The organism is Bradyrhizobium yuanmingense, assembly GCF_025200905.1.
In the GTDB taxonomy this organism is placed as follows: Bacteria; Pseudomonadota; Alphaproteobacteria; order Rhizobiales; family Xanthobacteraceae; genus Bradyrhizobium; species Bradyrhizobium yuanmingense.
The window spans coordinates 1,090,835-1,107,550 of record NZ_CP104173.1; the positions used below are offsets into that span (position 1 = coordinate 1,090,835).

Genomic DNA, 16,716 nt, shown 5'->3' on the forward strand with positions numbered 1-16,716 from the left:
GATGTCCTTTTTAAAGACCGATCAGTCCAAATATGGGCGCACCATCAGCGCAGGCGTCACGGGGTTGCTTACCTGACGAAACGACCGATGAGAGCGTCGACGGCCGCTTGCGATGTGGTCCGTGCCGGTGCCGTCTTGCCGACCACGCGCAGCCCTTCAACGAAACAGACGAGAACCCGGGCGGCCGTTGCGGGCTCAACACCATCGGCCAACCTGCCCGCCGCTTTCGCGCGGGACAGTGCATCGGTCACTTTGGCCTCCATCGCCTTGAAGAAGCCCGCAACGCGTCGACCGACGTCGGCATCTCCGCCAGCCAATTCCATGGCCGTGGCCACCAGGAGACATCCGCGCCGGCCGTTGCTTCCGCTGGTGCGCTCGACGTAGCCGGCCAGGCAGGCCCGCAGGCCGTCGACCGGATCGTTTCGGGGGTCGAATTCGCCATCCATCCGCGCCAAGGCATCCGCGATGTAACGATCGAGCGCCCGCAAGAACAGCGAATGCTTGTCACCGAAAGCGGCGTAGAGGCTGCCCCGCGACAGCCTGGTCGCGCGCAGGAGATCGGGCAGCGCCGTGGCGTGATAGCCGCGCGACCAGAACACATCCATCGCGCGTTCGACGGCAGCGTCCACGTCGAAACTTCGCGGCCGGCCACGGGGCATCGGCGTTGCAGTATTTTGCCTCATGCCGATATATAGACCGATCAGTCATTAAATGACAAGCCCAAGCTCCGGGGATCATCAGCCTCCTATCCGGACCTCAACACCGGAATCTGCGCTGATGTTTTCTTCTCGTCAGCGGATCGAGACGCCCCCTCGATCGCGTGATACGTTTCGTGGACCGGCAGGCCACCGTGCGCCGCGTCGGCACCGGATGCGTTCGAAATTCCGAGGGCCTGTCCATGAGCGAGCCTTCAGCCGATGTGTCGGCAACGGTCGAATACACGATGGACAAATGGCGGATGGACCGGGTCCCCTGGGCCCTGTGGGCTTGCGTCGCCGGCCTTGCGATCGCGGTTCACGCCGAGAGCCGTGGCCAGAATGGAGCGGTTTTGGCAGTCGTCTATGTGGCTCTGCTGGGGCTGGCATTCGCAGGCTATGCCCTGACGAGCCTGATCGGGCGGGCCGGCCTGCCCTTGCTGCTTGAGTTGTTGATCGGTGTCCTTGTCCTGATCATCGTCTCCGGCGTGATCGGTGTGATCAGCGTGTTGGTCGGCGGGCCAAGCGGCCGCTCCAGCTATGTCGGCACCATGCCCAGTCTCTATTGGACTCATCTCGTGAACCCATCGCTGAACGTTTTCGGCTGGATGTTGCTCTATCTGGGTTTCGGATGGATCGCGTTTTCAGCTTACCGGCACTTCTACGCGGATCGGGCGGTCGTCTCCATGTCTTCCGCGGGCATCCACTTTCACAGGCCATGGCTCAAGGGTCTCTTCATTCCCTGGCAGGAGGTGCGCGGGGTGGGCCATCTGGTCGTTCCCGGCATCTCGGGGGTGCCGTATGTCAGTCCATACGCTGCGGCCGTCACGGTCGGTCAAAACTTCTATGAGCAGCATATCGTCCCGAAGCGCAGCTTCTTCTCGCCACCCGGGGCCGAGGCCATGTTCCAGCCGAAAGGCGAAACGATGCAGGTGGTGCTGAGCAGCGCCGACATGGCGGTCAAAGCGGAAGATTTTCTCGGGCCTGCCGAGGCGCGGTGGAAGACATTTCGGGATCAACCGGCATCGCCATCCCAACGCGGCGGCACCGTCTTCTACGGACGGTGGTCGATCGATGGCTCTCGGTGGCAGGCCGTTCAGTTTCTTGCGCCTCTCGTCGGTCTGGCCGTGGTCGTGCTGTACCGATAGGGCATTCCTGCTCAGCGTCCGAGTTGCTTCGGATCGTAGAAGAAGCGCTCCTCAATGATCTCATTGCCTCGCCAGGTCTGCCATGCGATCTCCTCCAGCGTCCGCGTCGCGCCCTCGGCGTCGGTGAAGGAGAACTTCCAGCGGCTGGCGACGACGTCGCCATCGATCAGGCTCGGGCCGAGGCGCACGGCAGTGACCTCCTTGAACGCCGCCAGCACGCCGCGCTCCTTATCCGCGAGCTTGTCGCGCCCGACCACCGGCGCGGCGAGGTTCTCATAGGTCGCGGTATCAGCGGTGTAGTAGTCGAGGATCGCGCCGACGAAGTCGCCATCCTCCAGCCGCTTCGCAAAGGCTTCGACGATCTCACGGCTCGGCATGGCGACCTCACAGCTTAACACCGACTGATAGTCGGTAATTACCGACCGATAGTCGAAAAGTCAACTGGCCGGCTCTCGCGAATTCGACTAGACGAGAGCTTATGGCCAAACAGGCGGAGCGGCGGGCGGCGACATCGAAGGCGATCCTGACGGCGGCGCGGCGCCTGTTCGGGACGCAAGGCTTTGCCGCGACCACTATGGACGACATTGCCGAAGGCGCTTCGGTGGCCAAAGGCGCGGTCTATCATCACTTCAAGACCAAGGAGGCGGTGTTCGCAGCTGTGTTCGACCAGGTGTCGCGCGACCTCGTTGCCGAGATCGACCGCACGGCACGCGCCGAGAAGGACGTGCTCGCCGCCATGGTCGCCGGCACCCAGCATTACTTTGCCGCGACCGCGAAGGGGCCGACCGGCCAGATCATTCTGCGTGACGGCCCCGCCGTGCTCGGCTGGGAGCGCTGGCGCGAGATCGACGCGCAGCACTTTGGCGGCAAGATGCCGCGCGCGCTCTCCGCCGCGATGGAGGTCGGCCTGATCGCGCGTCAGCCGGTCGAGCCGCTGGCGCGCCTCCTGCTCGGCGCGGTGACGGAAGCCGCAGTCGCCTGCGCTGGTCGCGCTGACATCGCAAGGGCGGGCGCGGAATATGCCCGTGCGTTCAAGTCGCTGGTCGAGGCGCTGCGCGTCAAGGCCTGAGTGTGCTACTCACAAACTCGAAACGCCCGCTCTAACAAGAAGAACAGTAGCGCATGAACGCAACTTCCTCTCTCGCACCCACCGATCCCGAATTCGACTACATCATCGTCGGCGCCGGCTCCGCCGGCTGCGTGCTCGCCAACAGGCTCTCGGCGAACGGCAAGCACAGCGTGCTTCTACTCGAGGCCGGCCCGAAGGATTCCAACATCTGGATCCACGTCCCGCTCGGCTACGGCAAGCTGTTCAAGGAGAAGAGCGTCAACTGGATGTACCAGACCGAGCCGGAGCCGGAGCTGAAGGGTCGCCAGGTGTTCCAGCCGCGCGGCAAGACGCTGGGCGGATCGAGCTCGATCAACGGCCTGCTCTATGTCCGCGGCCAGCACGAGGACTACGACCGCTGGCGCCAGCTCGGCAACACCGGCTGGGGCTATGACGACGTGCTGCCCTATTTCAAGAAGGCCGAGAACCAGTCGCGCGGCGCCGACCAGTATCACGGCACGGGCGGGCCGCTGCCGGTGTCCAACATGATCGTGACCGATCCGCTGTCGAAGGCCTTCATCGACGCTGCCGTCGAGAGCGGTCTGCCCTACAATCCTGATTTCAACGGCGCGACCCAAGAAGGCGTCGGCCTGTTTCAGACCACGACGCGCAACGGCCGGCGCGCCTCGACTTCGGTGGCCTATCTCGGTCCCGCGAAGGCGCGCAGCAATCTGAAGATCGAGACCTCCGCCCACGCTCAGCGCATCCTGTTCGAAGGGCGCCGAGCCGCAGGCGTCGAATACCGGCAAGGCGCCACCTTGCGCCGCGCCCGCGCGCGGCGGGAAGTCGTCGTGTCGAGCGGCGCCTACAACTCGCCGCAGCTGCTTCAGCTCTCCGGCGTCGGGCCCGGCGATCTCCTGCGCAAGCATGGCATCGAGGTGGTGCTCGATGCTGCCGGCGTGGGGCATGATCTGCAGGATCACATGCAGGTCCGCATCGTCATGCGCTGCTCGCAGAAGATCACGCTCAATGACACCATCAATCATCCGCTTCGCCGCACCATGGCCGGCGCACGCTATGCGCTGTTTCGCAAGGGATGGCTGACGATCGCAGCCGGCACGGCGGGCGCCTTCTTCAAGACCAGTCCGCGCCTCGCCTCGCCCGACATCCAGGTTCATTTCCTGCCGTTCTCGACCGACAAGATGGGCGAGAAGCTGCACGATTTCTCCGGCTTCACCGCTTCGGTTTGCCAGCTCCGTCCTGAAAGTCGCGGTTCCCTCCGCATCAAGAGTGCCGACCCGGCCGTGCCGCCGGAAATCCGCATCAACTACATGTCGACCGAGACCGATCGCACCACCAACGTCGAGGGCATCAAGATCTTGCGCAAGATCCTGAACGCTCCGGCGCTGAAACCGTTCGTGGTCAGCGAGTACGACCCCGGCGCGAAAGTATCTTCGGATGCCGAGATCCTAGATTACTGCCGCGAACGCGGCAGCACCATCTATCATCCGACCTCGACCTGTCGTATGGGCAATGACGCGCTCGCGGTGGTCGATCAGCGGCTGAAGGTGAGGGGGCTCGACGGCCTTCGCGTCGTCGACGGCTCGATCATGCCCGATCTGGTGTCAGGGAACACCAATGCGCCGATCATCATGATCGCCGAAAAGGCCTCCGACATGATATTGGATGATGCGCGTTAGTTTCGCGCTTTGAAAGGATCCGGACTTGGCTACGCGACTGAAGATCGGCACACGCAAGAGCGCCATGGCGCTGGCACAGACGGAAGAGATTGCGCGCCGCCTGACCGCCGCCGTGCCCGGTCTCGACGTCGAGATCGTCAAATTCGATACCACGGGCGATCTCGACCAGACCAGCAAGCTGCTGCCGCATGGCGGCAAAGGCGGCGCCTTCGTGGCGCAGATCCGTGCCGCCGTGCTGTCGGGTGAGCTCCAGGCGGCGATGCATTCGTTAAAGGACATGCCTGGTAACGAGGACACGCCCGGCCTCGTCATCGGTGCCACGCTGTCGCGCGACCCGCCTGGTGATGCGCTGGTGCTGCGCGAGGGTGTGACGCTGGAGGCGCTGCGGCAGTCCCGCGGCAAGGGTTTCAAGATCGGCACCAACGCGGTGCGTCGCGCAGCCTATGCGCGGCGGCTGTTCCCTGATGTCGAGGTGATCCACTTCCGCGGCGCCGCCGACACGCGTGTGCGCAAGCTCGACAATGGCGAGAAACAGCGCCTGCCGGATGGCGGCGCTGTGGGGCCCGCCGATGCGCTGATCATGGCGCGCTCGGGCCTCGATCGCGTCGGCCTGTCCCATCGCATCGCCTACGAATTCACAGCAGTGGAGATGTTGCCCGCGGCAGGGCAGGGCATCGTCGCGGTCGAATGCGCCGCGCAGGATTGGCAGACGCGGCAGATCCTGTCGTCGATCGACGACTCCGCTGCGCACGCCTCCGCCGACGCCGAGCGCGAGGTGCTGTGGGTGCTCAACGGCCACTGCAATTCACCGGTAGCGGGCTTCTCGACCATCACGGGCGATCGGATGTCGCTCACCGCCTCGGTGCTCGATCTCTCCGGCAACACCATCATCGAAGCCTCGCATACGGGGCCGGCCAACCGTCCGCGCGAGCTCGGCCGCGCGGTGGGATTGGACCTGCTGACGAAGGGTGCGGCGGAGATCATCGAGCGCAGCCGGCCGCGGTAAGCATGCCGAAATCACGATCTCTGATGATGTCATTTTGCACCTGTTTTGCCCGACAAGTCAAAACGCACGGGCGAGTCATGCCCGCCTAATATTTTCAACGACTTGCCTACTGTGCATGGGGTTGTTTTTCGCACTTTTTGCAAGACCCGATCACAACGGCTCGTCATGCCCGGGCTTGTCCCGGGCATCCACGTTCTTCGCGTCGCATGGCAAGGCGTGCATGGCCGGGACAAGCCCGGCCATGACGACGTGGATAGACGGCCCTCACCCCCGCACGCGCCGGATCATCTGCTCGACATGGGCGATCGGCGTCTCCGGCTGGATGCCGTGGCCGAGGTTGAAGATCAGCCGCCCGGCAGCAAAATTGGCCAGCACGTTGTCGACCGCGCCATCGAGCGCGGCGCCGCCCGTGATCAGCACCAGTGGATCGAGGTTGCCCTGCACCGCGACCTTGCTCTGCACCCGCTCGCGGATGAAGGCGGGCTCCGCGGTCCAGTCGATGCTGACGGCATTGACGCCGGTCGCTTCGACATAGCCGGGCAGTTGCGCGCCCGCACCGCGCGGGAAGCCGATGATCTTCGCGTCCGGCACTTTGGCCCTTACGCCCTCGACGATGCGCCGCGTCGGCTCGACCGACCAGCGCGCGAACTCGGTCGGCGGCAGCACGCCGGCCCAGGTGTCGAAGATCTGCAACGCGTCGGCCCCGGCGTCGAGCTGTGCCAGCAGATACTGAATCGAGTTGTCGACCAGGACGTCGATGATCTGCGAGAAGGCTTCCGGATGCCGATAGGCCATCATCCGGGCCGGCGCCTGGTCCGGCGTGCCGTGGCCCGCGACCATGTAGGTCGCCACCGTCCACGGCGCGCCGCAGAAGCCGATCAGCGCGGTCCTGGGATCGAGCGCGCCGCGCACGATCTTCAACGCGTCGAACACCGGCTCGAGCTTGCCGAAATCTGCGTGCGGCGCCAGCGTCGCCACCTTGGCCGGATCGTCCAGCGGCTCGAGCCGCGGGCCCTCGCCGACCTCGAACCGCACCGAACGTCCGAGCGCATAGGGGATCACCAGGATGTCGGAGAAGATGATCGCCGCATCGAAACCGAACCTTCGGATCGGCTGCAGCGTCACCTCGGCGGCAAGCTCCGGGTTGAAACAGAGATCGAGGAAGCCGCCCGCCTTGGCGCGCACCTCGCGATATTCCGGCAGGTAGCGCCCGGCCTGGCGCATCATCCACATGGGCGGGACAGCTTGGTGCTGGCCGGAGAGGACGTCGATGAAGGGTTTCGTCGAAGACTGGGGCACGAATGGTCCTGAAGCAGGTTGTGCCTCCTGATACACCGCCGCGGCCCGCAGCGGAACAGGGGAACCTGGATGATCGGGCCGCGTTGACCAGCCAATGGAGGAGATCATGGCTGAGACATTCAATCCCGCGCCGCACGACAAGCACGCCGAAGACCTGCGCGAGGCGCTCGCTGCCGATCGGCAGTCCAAGCTCGACGACGGGCTGAGGGACACGTTCCCAGCGTCCGATCCCGTGAGCGTGGCGCAGCCGACGCCCTCGAAGGCCGACGCCGATGCCGAGCATCCCTCGCTCTGGGCCAAAGTTAAGGCCATCTTCAGCTAGGGGCGACGGGCGCCGGATTCCGATCGGCCCGCTAATGTCTTGTTAGCGATGCACCGATCGCCGTGTCCGTAAGACTACTGGAAAGGGCGGAAACCGCCGCGTAGTCCGGTACCGATTTCAGAATTAAATAACAGAAGCGGCAGAGGTTTTCCGAACGATCGGAGAACCCTGCCACATGAGCGCTACCCAACGAGCCGGATGGAGCCGCCTGCCGCTGCGCGCGGCGGCCTTCGTGGCGCTGACCTGCGCAACGATCCTCGGCGTCAGCGGTTGGCGTGAATGGACGGCACGCGATGCGGTGCTCAAGGCCGCCGAGATGGAGATGGCGAACGTGGCACGTTCGCTGACCCAGCATGCCGAAGACAGCCTCGATCTCCTGGATTCCGGTGTCGTCGGCGTGGTCAGCCGGTTGGAGATGGACGGCACCGCACCGGTCACGATCGCGAAGCTGCGCACCTTGCTGGATGTGCGCAAGAAGGCGATCGCGCGCATTCACAGCCTCGCCATCATCGACGATCAGGGCAACTGGCTGACCTCACCCGGTACGATCGGCACGACCTTCAGCGACGATGCCTTCTTCCGACATCACCAGCTCTCGCCGAAGCGCGAGGCCCATGTCGGCCGTCCCGTGAAGAGCCTGCTGGACGGCGAATGGGTCGTCACCCTGTCACGCCGCTTCAGCAAGCAGGACGGCAGCTTCGGCGGCGTGGTGCTCGCGACCATCAGCTCGAACTATCTGTCGCACTTCTACAAGCAGTTCGAGATCGGCCGCAACAGCTCCGTGTCACTGGCGCATGGCGACGGACTGATCGTCGCGCGCAATCCCAGCAACGAGACATTCGTCGGGCGCAGCGTCGCCGACAAGCCGTTGTTCCGCGAGCCGAGCCTGCAACGGCCGAGCGGCGCCCATCATTTCACCTCGTCGCTGGACGGTGTCGAACGCGTCAGCTTCTTCAATCGCAGCGGTCGGTTCCCGCTCCTCCTGCTCGCCACCGTCGACAAGGACGAGCTGCTCGCGCCGTGGCGCGCGGCGGCGATCTCCCGCATGCTCTACGTGTTCGCGCTGGTGATGCTGATCGCAGTCATCGGCGGCGTGCTGGTGCGGCAGTTGCAGCGCGGCCAGCGCATGGCTGTCGCGCTGACCGAGACGGAGGCGCATTTCCGCCTGCTCGCCGAAGGCTCCAGCGACATGGTGACGCGGATCGGCCTCGATGAGCGACTGCGTTATGTCTCGCCCTCGTCGGTCCGCATCGTCGGCTGGCGTCCCAATCAACTGGTCGGTTCGCCGGCCCTCGCGGGTATCAATCCGGAGGACCTGCCGGAAGTCCAGGCGATCGTCGACGCGATGAAGCGCGGTGAGAAGGAGGAGGCGCGTCTCACCTACCGCAACTCGCATCGGCAGAACGGCGAGATCTGGCTCGAATCGACCATGCGGGTGACGCGCAAGGACAATGGCCAGGTCGATGGCGTGGTCGCGATCTCCCGCGACATCACCGAGCACAAGAGGCTGGAAACCAGGCTCGAGACACTGGCAATCGAGGACAGCCTCACCGGCCTTGCCAATCGCCGCCGCTTCGACGAGCGCCTGAAGGAGGAATGGGCGCGTGCCTATCGCGACCGCTCCAGCCTTGCTTTGCTGATGATTGATGTCGACCACTTCAAGGCCTACAACGACGAATATGGCCATCCCGCGGGCGATGCCTGCCTGCGCCTGATCGCCAAGATCATCGCGGCCGAAGCGCAGCGCGCCGGCGATCTGGCGGCGCGTTACGGCGGTGAGGAATTCGCCATGCTGCTGCCGAACATCGATGCCGCCGGCTGCGCCCGGATCGGCGAACGGATCCGCAACGCCATTCACGAGGCCGGCCTCGCGCATGGCAGCAATGAGGCGGCTGGATGCGTCACCGCTTCGCTTGGCGGCGCAGCCTGCCGGCCGGCGTTCGAACGAACCGCGGGGGTCGCTGCGCTGGTCGAAGCTGCCGACCGGGCGCTCTATGCCGCCAAGGCCGCAGGCCGCAACCGCCTGGTGATGTCCGGCGAGGTCATGGATCTGCTGCCCAAGGCGTCCGGCCAGTAACACCGTTCAATAATGCGGGGGAGGCTCGTTGGCAGGCCCTGGCGCATTTGCCTCGGCGTCCTGCAGCCGAGCATTGAGCTCGGTGATCTGCCGCGTCAGCCTGTCGATCTGCTTCCATTGCGCGGTGATGGTCTGGTTCAACGTCTCGATCGTATCGTCCTGATAGGCGAGGCGCGTCTCCAGCGTGTCGATGCGCTCGCTCAGCGTCTTGATCTCATTCGTCACGCGTTACGTCCTTGTTTCGCTCGCGCAAGCCGTGGCCGAGCGCCACGCGCTCGTCGAACACGAAGCATTCGCCGCGCCAGCGGCTCTCCGCCTCCGGCACGTCTTCCAGATATCTCAGGATGCCGCCCTTGAGGTGATAGACCTCGCCAAAGCCGCGCGCGAGCAGATGCGCGCTCGCCTTCTCGCAGCGGATGCCGCCGGTGCAGAACATCGCGATCCTGCGGTGCCGTGCCGGATCGAGCTGCTCGGCGGCAAAGTCCTTGAACTGGCCGAAGCTCTTGATGCCGGGATCGAGCGCGCCCTCGAACGTGCCCATCGCGACCTCGAAGGCGTTGCGGGTGTCGAGCACGAGGGTATCGGGTGCTGCGATCAGCGCGTTCCATTCGTGCGGATCGACATAGGTGCCGACCTGACGCGTCGGATCGGCGGCCGCATCGCCCAGGGTGACGATCTCCTTCTTCAGCCGCACCTTCAGCCGTCCGAACGGCATCGCCTCCGCGGCGGAGAATTTCAATTCGAGATTGTCGAGCCTGCCGCCGAACATGTCGCCGCGTGCGAGCTCGTGAGCGAAAGCCTCGATCGCCTCCGGTGCGCCGGCGACCGTGCCGTTGATGCCCTCCTGCGCCAGCAACACGCTGCCCTTCAGCCCAAGACCGGCGCAGCAGGCGCGCAGCGGCTCGCGCAGCTCGCGGTAATCCGGGAGGGCGACGAATTGATAGAAGGCGCAGACCTTGTAAGACGTATTGCTGGACGTCATGGCCGCTCCTTTAGCAGGCGGCCCGCGCCCGGAAAACCCGCATCGCAAAAGCCTGCAAAAGGTCCATACGCCCAGCGGATGGCAGCCATTTTCCTGGTATGCCAGCATTGCCCCGCGGGGCGGGAATGTGTCATGTAGACGCGGTTTTCGAGATGGCGCGCCAACCGCGCCGACGGCCAAGAGAGCAAGACATTCGATGAGAAACTTCCATTTCCCCGGCAGGTCCACGGTCCACGCCACCAACGCGATGGTGGCGACCTCGCATCCGCAGGCCTCGCTCGCCGCGATCGAGGTGCTGCGCGAGGGCGGCACCGCGGTGGACGCGGCGGTTGCCGGCTCGGCCCTGCTCGGCGTGATCGAGCCGCAATCGACCGGCATCGGCGGTGATTGCTTTGCGCTGATCCAGCCGCGGGGCGAGGGCAAGATCGTCGCCTATAACGGCTCCGGCCGCGCGCCAAAGGCGGCGAATGCCGACTGGTATCTCGAACGCAAGATCAATTCCGTGCCGCTCACCTCGGCGCATGCGGTCTCGATCCCTGGCGTGATCGATGCCTTCGCGACCGTCTTGCGCGATCACGGCAAGTTCGGTTTCGACCGGCTGCTCCAGCCCGCGATCAAGGCGGCCGAGGAGGGCTACGTCGTCGCGCCCCGCATTGCCTTCGATTGGAAGAACCAGTTCGAGAAGCTGAAGAACGGTACCAACACCGTGCGCTATTTGTTGCCGGGCGGCCAGCCGCCGGTCGCCGGCGACGTCATTCGCCAGGCCGAGCTCGGCAAGACGCTGCGCGCGATCGCCAGGGACGGCCGCGACGCGTTCTACAAGGGCGAGATCGCGGAGGACATGGTCGAGACCCTCAGGGGCATCGGGGGCCTGCACACGCTCGACGATTTCGCCGCGCACACGACCGAAGTGACCACGCCGATCGGCACCATGTACAAGGGCTATGACGTCTGGCAGTGCCCGCCGAACGGCCCGGGCGTCACCGCGCTGTTGATGCTCAACATCCTGTCGCGGTTCGATCTGACCAAGTACGCGCCCGTGAGCGTCGAGCGCTTCCATCTCGAAGCGGAAGCGGCGCGCATCGCCTACATGAACCGCGAGATGCATGTCGCCTCTCCCGAGCACATGAAGATCAACGTCGCCGAGATGCTCGAGAAGGGCTTTGCCGACGAGTACATCAGCAAGATCCGCCTGGACGGCATGCTCGACCTGCCGAACGTCGCGCCGCCGATGAATCCCTCGACCATCTACATCACGGTCGTGGACAAGGACCGCAACGTCTGCTCGTTCATCAATTCGGTTGCGCATTCCTTCGGCTCGGCGATCGTCTCGAACAAGACCGGTGTCCTGTTCCAGAACCGCGCCGGCGGCTTCCGAATCCAGCCGGGCCATCCCAATTGCATCGAAGGCGGCAAGCGCCCGCTGCACACGATCATGCCGGGCCTGCTCACCAAGGGCGGCCGTTCCACGATGTCGTTCGCGGTCATGGGCGGCCAGTACCAGCCGACGGGCCAGACTCATCTCCTGACCAACATTCTCGACTACGGCTGCGACGTGCAGGAGGCGATCGATATGCCGCGGGGCCTGCACTACGAGGGCCAGTATCAGCTCGAGGACAGCGTGCCGGCGGCCGTCGTCGAGGGCCTGAAGAAGCTCGGCCACAAGACCACCAGCGTGGTCGGCCCGCTCGGCGGCGCCCAGGCGATCTGGATCGATTGGGACAAGGGTACGCTCACCGGCGGCTCCGATCCGCGCAAGGACGGCTGCGCGCTGGGTTATTGATCGCCGGCGCAGTTCCCCACGCGAGATCAGGAAAAGTTTACGAAGGGCGGCGCGGCATTTGCTGCGCCGCCCTTCTCTCATCCGGAACTGCGCCCATTGCTCCAGGTTAAGGGGCGATGAGCGGTGCAGGCGTGCGCTGCTTTGCAGATCAGCGGCGGAGGCCTGCCATGCCCGACAAACCAGGTTCCAGATCATCCGGATTCGACCGACGCGCCTTCCTGGCCGGCGCGGCGGGCGGCGCGCTGATCCCGCTGACGGCGCGCGCGGCGTCGGAGGATGCCCGGGCGCCGGCCGCGCAGGATCCGGCGCTTCCCGTCGAGGTCACGCTGAACGTCAACGGCAAGGACAAGCGCCTGAGCATCGATGCGCGCACCACGGTGCTCGATGCCTTGCGCGAACATCTCAAGCTCACCGGCAGCAAGAAGGGCTGCGATCACGGCCAGTGCGGCGCCTGCACGGTGCTGATCGACGATCGCCGTGTGCTGTCGTGCCTGACGCTGGCACTCGCCGCCGAGGGACAGGAGATCACGACCATCGAAGGCCTCGCCACTGACGACCGCCTGCATCCGATGCAGCAGGCCTTCATCGACAACGATGCGTTCCAGTGCGGCTATTGCACGCCCGGCCAGATCATGTCGGCGATCGCGTGCGTGAAGGAGGGCCATGCCGGCAGCGAGGCCGACATCCGCGAATATATGAGCGGCAACATCTGCCGCTGCGCAGCCTATCCCAACATTGTCGCCGCCGTGAAGCAGGCCGCGCCCGAGATCATGAAAGGTTAGGCGCATGCGACCGTTTTCGTATCAGAGAGCATCAGACCCCGACATGGCCGTGCAGGCGCTCGGCGTCGCCGCAGCTGCAAACAATCCGCTGACGAAGGCGGCGGCGCAGCCGCTTGCCGGCGGCACCACCCTGATCGATCTGATGAAGCTCGACGTGATGCGACCCACCGCGATCGTCGACATCAATCCGCTGGCCCCCGCCTGGTCGGCGATCGCGCCAGGCGGCGACGGCTTGCGCCTCGGCGCGCTCGCCAAGATGTCCGACGTCGCCGCGCACGCCGAGATCCAGCGCAGCTATCCCGTGATCGCGGATTCGCTGAAGCTCGCCGCGAGCGCCCAGCTGCGCAACATGGCAACGCTCGGCGGCAACGTGATGCAGCGGACGCGCTGCAACTACTTCCGCGATGTCTCCTATGAGAACTGCAACAAGCGCAATCCAGGCTCCGGCTGTGCCGCAATGGACGGCGTTAACCGCATGCATGCGGTGCTCGGGACCTCCGATCAGTGCATCGCGACGTATCCTGGCGATTTCGCGCAGGCGCTGATCGCGCTCGATGCCATGGTCGAGATCACCGGCAAGGCCGGTACGCGCAGCATGCCGTTCGCGCAGCTTCACAGGGCACCAGGCAGCACCCCCGACATCGAGACTGCGCTTCAGCCCGGCGAGCTGATCTCGGCGTTCTCGATCTCCGGCCGCTGGCCACGCTCCGTGTATTTGAAGGCCCGCGACCGGCAATCCTACGAATTCGCGCTGTCGTCAGCCGCGATCGCGCTCGACGTCCAGGACGGCGCGATCCGGGACGCCCGCGTCGCGCTTGGCGGCGTCGCCACTGTGCCGTGGCGGGCGCGTGAGGCCGAGGCGCTGTTGAAGGGACAGAGGTTCGACGAAGCTCTGGCACAGCGCGTCGCCGATGCAGCTTTCGCAGACGCCCGCGGGCGCCGGCACAACAGCTTCAAGATTGCGCTCGGCAAGCGTATCGTGGCACGCGCGCTCCAGCAGGCCGTAACGATGGAGATCTGACCATGACCGCTGCAGCTCCCGGGCCAAGGACGAATATGGGGCAGCCCGTGCCGCGCTATGATGCGGCCGCCAAGGTGACGGGGCGGGCGACCTATGCCTCGGACATGCCGCTGGACAATCCAGCCTACGCGTTCCTGGTCACCAGCGCCATCGCCAAGGGCCGCATCGACCGCTTCGACCTCGACGATGCCAAGCGCGTCCGCGGCGTGATCGACATCGTCACGCACGAGAACGCCCCGAAGCTGAAGGAGTCGAAACTGTACAGCAATGGCGGCTATGCCGGCACCACGATCCAGCCGTTGAAATCGGCCGAGATCGCCCATGACGGCCAGATCATCGCCGTGGTGGTGGCGGAGAGTTACGAGGCCGCGCGCGAAGCGGCCAACCGCGTCAAGGTCAGCTATAGCGCTGCTGCGCCCACCGCGACTTTCGATTCGCCGGGGACGACGACGGCCGCCGCGAAAGGACAAAACTCGCAGTTCAAGGAAGACCCGAAGGTCGGGGATTTCGCCAAGGCGTTCGACGCGGCCGAGGTCAAGCTGACCGCCTCCTACGAGACGCCGACGCAGCATCACAATCCGCTGGAGCTGTTCACGACCAGCTGCACCTGGATGGGCGACAATCTCGTCATCTACGAGGGCAGCCAGTATGTCCATGGCCTGAAGCACGGCGTGGCCGAGCAGCTCGGCATCGACGCCGACAAGGTGCGCGTGGTCAATCCCTATGTCGGCGGCGGATTCGGCTCGCGAGGTTCGATGACACCGCGCACCGCCATCATCGCCGCCATGGCCAGGCGCCTGAACCGTCCGATCAAGCTGGTCCCGACCCGCGACCAGGGCTTCACCATTACCACTCATCGAGCCGAGACCCGTCACGAGATCAAGCTTGGTGCGAGCCGCGACGGCAGGCTGGTCGCCTTGAGGCATGAGGGGGCCGAAGTCTCCTCGCGCCCCGACGCCTATTGCGTCGGCGGCACCAAGACCACCACGCGGCTCTATGCCTGCCCGAACGTGGACAGCCTGGTCTCGATTGTGCGTGCCGATCGCAACACGCCCGGCTTCATGCGCTCGCCCCCCGAGGTGCCGTATCTGTTCGCGCTGGAGAGCGCGCTGGACGAGCTCGCGGTGAAACTGAACATGGATCCAGTCGAGCTTCGCCGCATCAACGACGCCACCAGGGATCCCATCGATGGCAAGCCCTACACGTCGCGATCGCTCATGGCGTGCTTCGACGAAGCCGCCAAGGCGTTCGGCTGGTCGCAGCGCTCGCCACAGCCGAAATCGATATCCGACGGCGACTGGTTGATCGGCTACGGCTGCGCCGCCACGTGCTATCCGACGCTGGCGGGACCGTCCGCCGCGCGCGTACGTCTGCAGCGCGACGGCCGCACGCGGGTCGAGATCGCCGGCCATGAGATCGGCACCGGCGCCTACACCGTCATCGCCCAGACTGCGGCCGAGCGGCTCGGCGTGCCCCTTGAGAAGGTGGCGGTCTTCATGGGCGATAGCGACCTGCCGCCCGCGCCGGTTGCCGGCGGCTCCAATTCCACTGCCAGCACCTGCTCGGCCGTGATGATGGTGTGCGACCAGATCCGACAGCGCCTGTTCAAGGCGCTGATGCCCAGCGACAGCCTTGCCGACAAGGCCAAGGAGACCGTCGGCATCAGCCCGGCACCCTCGACCCAGGCCGCCAAGAGCGATCGCTCGCTCGATATCGAGAAGGCGTTCGATGCGCTCGGCGTCGGCGTGGTCGAAGAATATGGCGAGTGGAAGCCGGAGGGCGCGCCGCTGGATTCCTTCAGGGCCATGCACAGCGGGCAGGTCCGGCTGGTCGGCGGCCATCAAATGAAGGACCAGATCGCCTATGCGTTCGGCGCCGAGTTTGTCGAGGTCCGCATCAACCGCTTCACGCACGAGATTCGCTGCCCCCGTCTGGTCGGCGCGTTCGCGGGAGGCAGGATCATGAATCCGCGCACCGCGCGCAGTCAGCTCATGGGTGGCCTGATCTGGGGCATGTCCTCGGCGTTGCTCGAGGCCACCGAGATCGACGAGCGCAATGCGCGCTACGTCAACGACAATCTTGCCGATTACCTCGTGCCCGTGAATGCCGATGTGCCCGGTGTCGAGGTCATTCTGCTCTCCGAGGAGGATGATCGCATCAACCCCGTCGGCGTGAAAGGCCTCGGCGAGCTTGGCAATGTCGGCACCAATGCTGCGATCTGCAATGCGATCTACCATGCAACGGGACAGCGTATCCGCAAGCTGCCGGTCCGGCTCGAAGATATCGAGCTCTAAAGGGGGTGGAAACGGCGACCGCCTTGGGTTAGACACCTCCCGCCTCAAACGGAAGGTGTTTTATGCAGCGTTTCCAGCGCGCGCTCCTCGCCCTGATGTCGGCACTCGCGATCACCGTGATCGCCAACGTGTCGCATTTCGTTTCCACAACGGCCTCGGCCCAGACCGCAGGAAAGACCATGACCACAGCTTCAGGCTTGCAGATCATCGACTCCACCGTCGGCACCGGCGCCTCGCCGCAGCCCGGCCAGATCTGCGTGATGCACTACACCGGCTGGCTCTATGAGAACGGCCAGAAGGGCAAGAAATTCGACAGCTCCGTCGATCGCAAGGAGCCGTTCGAGTTTCCGATCGGCAAGGGCCGCGTCATCGCCGGCTGGGACGAGGGCGTTGCCTCGATGAAGGTCGGCGGCAAGCGCACGCTGATCATCCCGCCGCAGCTCGGCTACGGCGCCCGCGGTGCCGGCGGCGTGATACCGCCGAATGCGACGCTGATGTTCGACGTGGAATTGCTCGCGGTGAAATAACTGACGTCGTCACGCCCGGGCTCGTCCCGGGC

At 65.2% G+C, this 16,716-nt stretch carries 16 protein-coding genes; 11 read left to right on the top strand and 5 right to left on the bottom strand.

Annotation, left to right across the window (positions count from 1 at the left end):
- Window positions 1-68: 68 nt before the first annotated feature.
- Window positions 69-629, bottom strand: coding sequence for a TetR/AcrR family transcriptional regulator (locus N2605_RS05140; RefSeq protein WP_478209841.1), 561 nt, complete (start codon window positions 627-629; stop codon window positions 69-71).
- Window positions 630-832: 203 nt separating this feature from the next.
- Here N2605_RS05140 and N2605_RS05145 point away from each other — a divergent pair, with 203 nt between their 5' ends.
- Window positions 833-1,843, top strand: a complete 1,011-nt coding sequence (locus N2605_RS05145) for a hypothetical protein (RefSeq protein ID WP_260345980.1) — start codon at window positions 833-835, stop codon at window positions 1,841-1,843.
- Between the two features lie 11 nt (window positions 1,844-1,854).
- Here N2605_RS05145 and N2605_RS05150 read toward each other — a convergent pair whose 3' ends face one another.
- A complete protein-coding gene (locus N2605_RS05150) occupies window positions 1,855-2,220 on the bottom strand; it encodes a nuclear transport factor 2 family protein (protein ID WP_036013913.1) in 366 nt (121 codons plus the stop codon).
- A 101-nt stretch (window positions 2,221-2,321) separates the two neighbouring features.
- Between N2605_RS05150 and N2605_RS05155 the strand changes: the two genes are divergently transcribed.
- Genes N2605_RS05155 through hemC form a run of 3 tightly spaced genes read left to right on the top strand, consistent with a single transcriptional unit; the run spans window position 2,322 to window position 5,597 of the window.
- The gene (locus N2605_RS05155; RefSeq protein ID WP_260345981.1) at window positions 2,322-2,912 is read left to right on the top strand and encodes a TetR/AcrR family transcriptional regulator; all 591 of its coding nucleotides are present in this window, start codon (window positions 2,322-2,324) and stop codon (window positions 2,910-2,912) included.
- Between the two features lie 53 nt (window positions 2,913-2,965).
- Entirely contained in the window at window positions 2,966-4,591 is a 1,626-nt protein-coding gene (locus N2605_RS05160; protein WP_260345982.1) for a GMC family oxidoreductase, read from the top strand.
- 25 nt (window positions 4,592-4,616) lie between these two features.
- A complete protein-coding gene (gene hemC, locus N2605_RS05165) occupies window positions 4,617-5,597 on the top strand; it encodes a hydroxymethylbilane synthase (RefSeq protein ID WP_260345983.1) in 981 nt (326 codons plus the stop codon).
- Window positions 5,598-5,861: 264 nt separating this feature from the next.
- Here hemC and hemE read toward each other — a convergent pair whose 3' ends face one another.
- Complete coding sequence (gene hemE, locus N2605_RS05170) at window positions 5,862-6,896, bottom strand: uroporphyrinogen decarboxylase (RefSeq protein ID WP_074448117.1); 1,035 nt, start codon at window positions 6,894-6,896, stop codon at window positions 5,862-5,864.
- A 106-nt stretch (window positions 6,897-7,002) separates the two neighbouring features.
- Here hemE and N2605_RS05175 point away from each other — a divergent pair, with 106 nt between their 5' ends.
- A complete protein-coding gene (locus tag N2605_RS05175) occupies window positions 7,003-7,218 on the top strand; it encodes a hypothetical protein (RefSeq protein ID WP_036013926.1) in 216 nt (71 codons plus the stop codon).
- Window positions 7,219-7,393: 175 nt separating this feature from the next.
- Window positions 7,394-9,295, top strand: a complete 1,902-nt coding sequence (locus tag N2605_RS05180; RefSeq protein ID WP_225158260.1) for a diguanylate cyclase — start codon at window positions 7,394-7,396, stop codon at window positions 9,293-9,295.
- 6 nt (window positions 9,296-9,301) lie between these two features.
- Here N2605_RS05180 and N2605_RS05185 read toward each other — a convergent pair whose 3' ends face one another.
- A complete protein-coding gene (locus N2605_RS05185; RefSeq protein WP_036024763.1) occupies window positions 9,302-9,520 on the bottom strand; it encodes a SlyX family protein in 219 nt (72 codons plus the stop codon).
- A complete protein-coding gene (gene trhO, locus N2605_RS05190; RefSeq protein WP_036024765.1) occupies window positions 9,510-10,277 on the bottom strand; it encodes an oxygen-dependent tRNA uridine(34) hydroxylase TrhO in 768 nt (255 codons plus the stop codon). Before trhO ends, N2605_RS05185 begins: the two co-directional genes overlap by 11 nt.
- A 196-nt stretch (window positions 10,278-10,473) precedes the next feature.
- Here trhO and ggt point away from each other — a divergent pair, with 196 nt between their 5' ends.
- From ggt to N2605_RS05215, 5 genes are all read left to right on the top strand, one after another.
- A complete protein-coding gene (ggt, locus tag N2605_RS05195; protein ID WP_036024766.1) occupies window positions 10,474-12,060 on the top strand; it encodes a gamma-glutamyltransferase in 1,587 nt (528 codons plus the stop codon).
- Between the two features lie 167 nt (window positions 12,061-12,227).
- The gene (locus tag N2605_RS05200) at window positions 12,228-12,842 is read left to right on the top strand and encodes a (2Fe-2S)-binding protein (RefSeq protein WP_036024774.1); all 615 of its coding nucleotides are present in this window, start codon (window positions 12,228-12,230) and stop codon (window positions 12,840-12,842) included.
- A gap of 4 nt (window positions 12,843-12,846) precedes the next feature.
- The gene (locus tag N2605_RS05205) at window positions 12,847-13,863 is read left to right on the top strand and encodes an FAD binding domain-containing protein (protein WP_036024767.1); all 1,017 of its coding nucleotides are present in this window, start codon (window positions 12,847-12,849) and stop codon (window positions 13,861-13,863) included.
- Window positions 13,864-13,865: 2 nt separating this feature from the next.
- Entirely contained in the window at window positions 13,866-16,157 is a 2,292-nt protein-coding gene (locus N2605_RS05210; protein ID WP_036024768.1) for a xanthine dehydrogenase family protein molybdopterin-binding subunit, read from the top strand.
- Window positions 16,158-16,219: 62 nt separating this feature from the next.
- Window positions 16,220-16,684, top strand: a complete 465-nt coding sequence (locus N2605_RS05215) for an FKBP-type peptidyl-prolyl cis-trans isomerase (protein WP_036024769.1) — start codon at window positions 16,220-16,222, stop codon at window positions 16,682-16,684.
- Window positions 16,685-16,716: the final 32 nt, after the last annotated feature.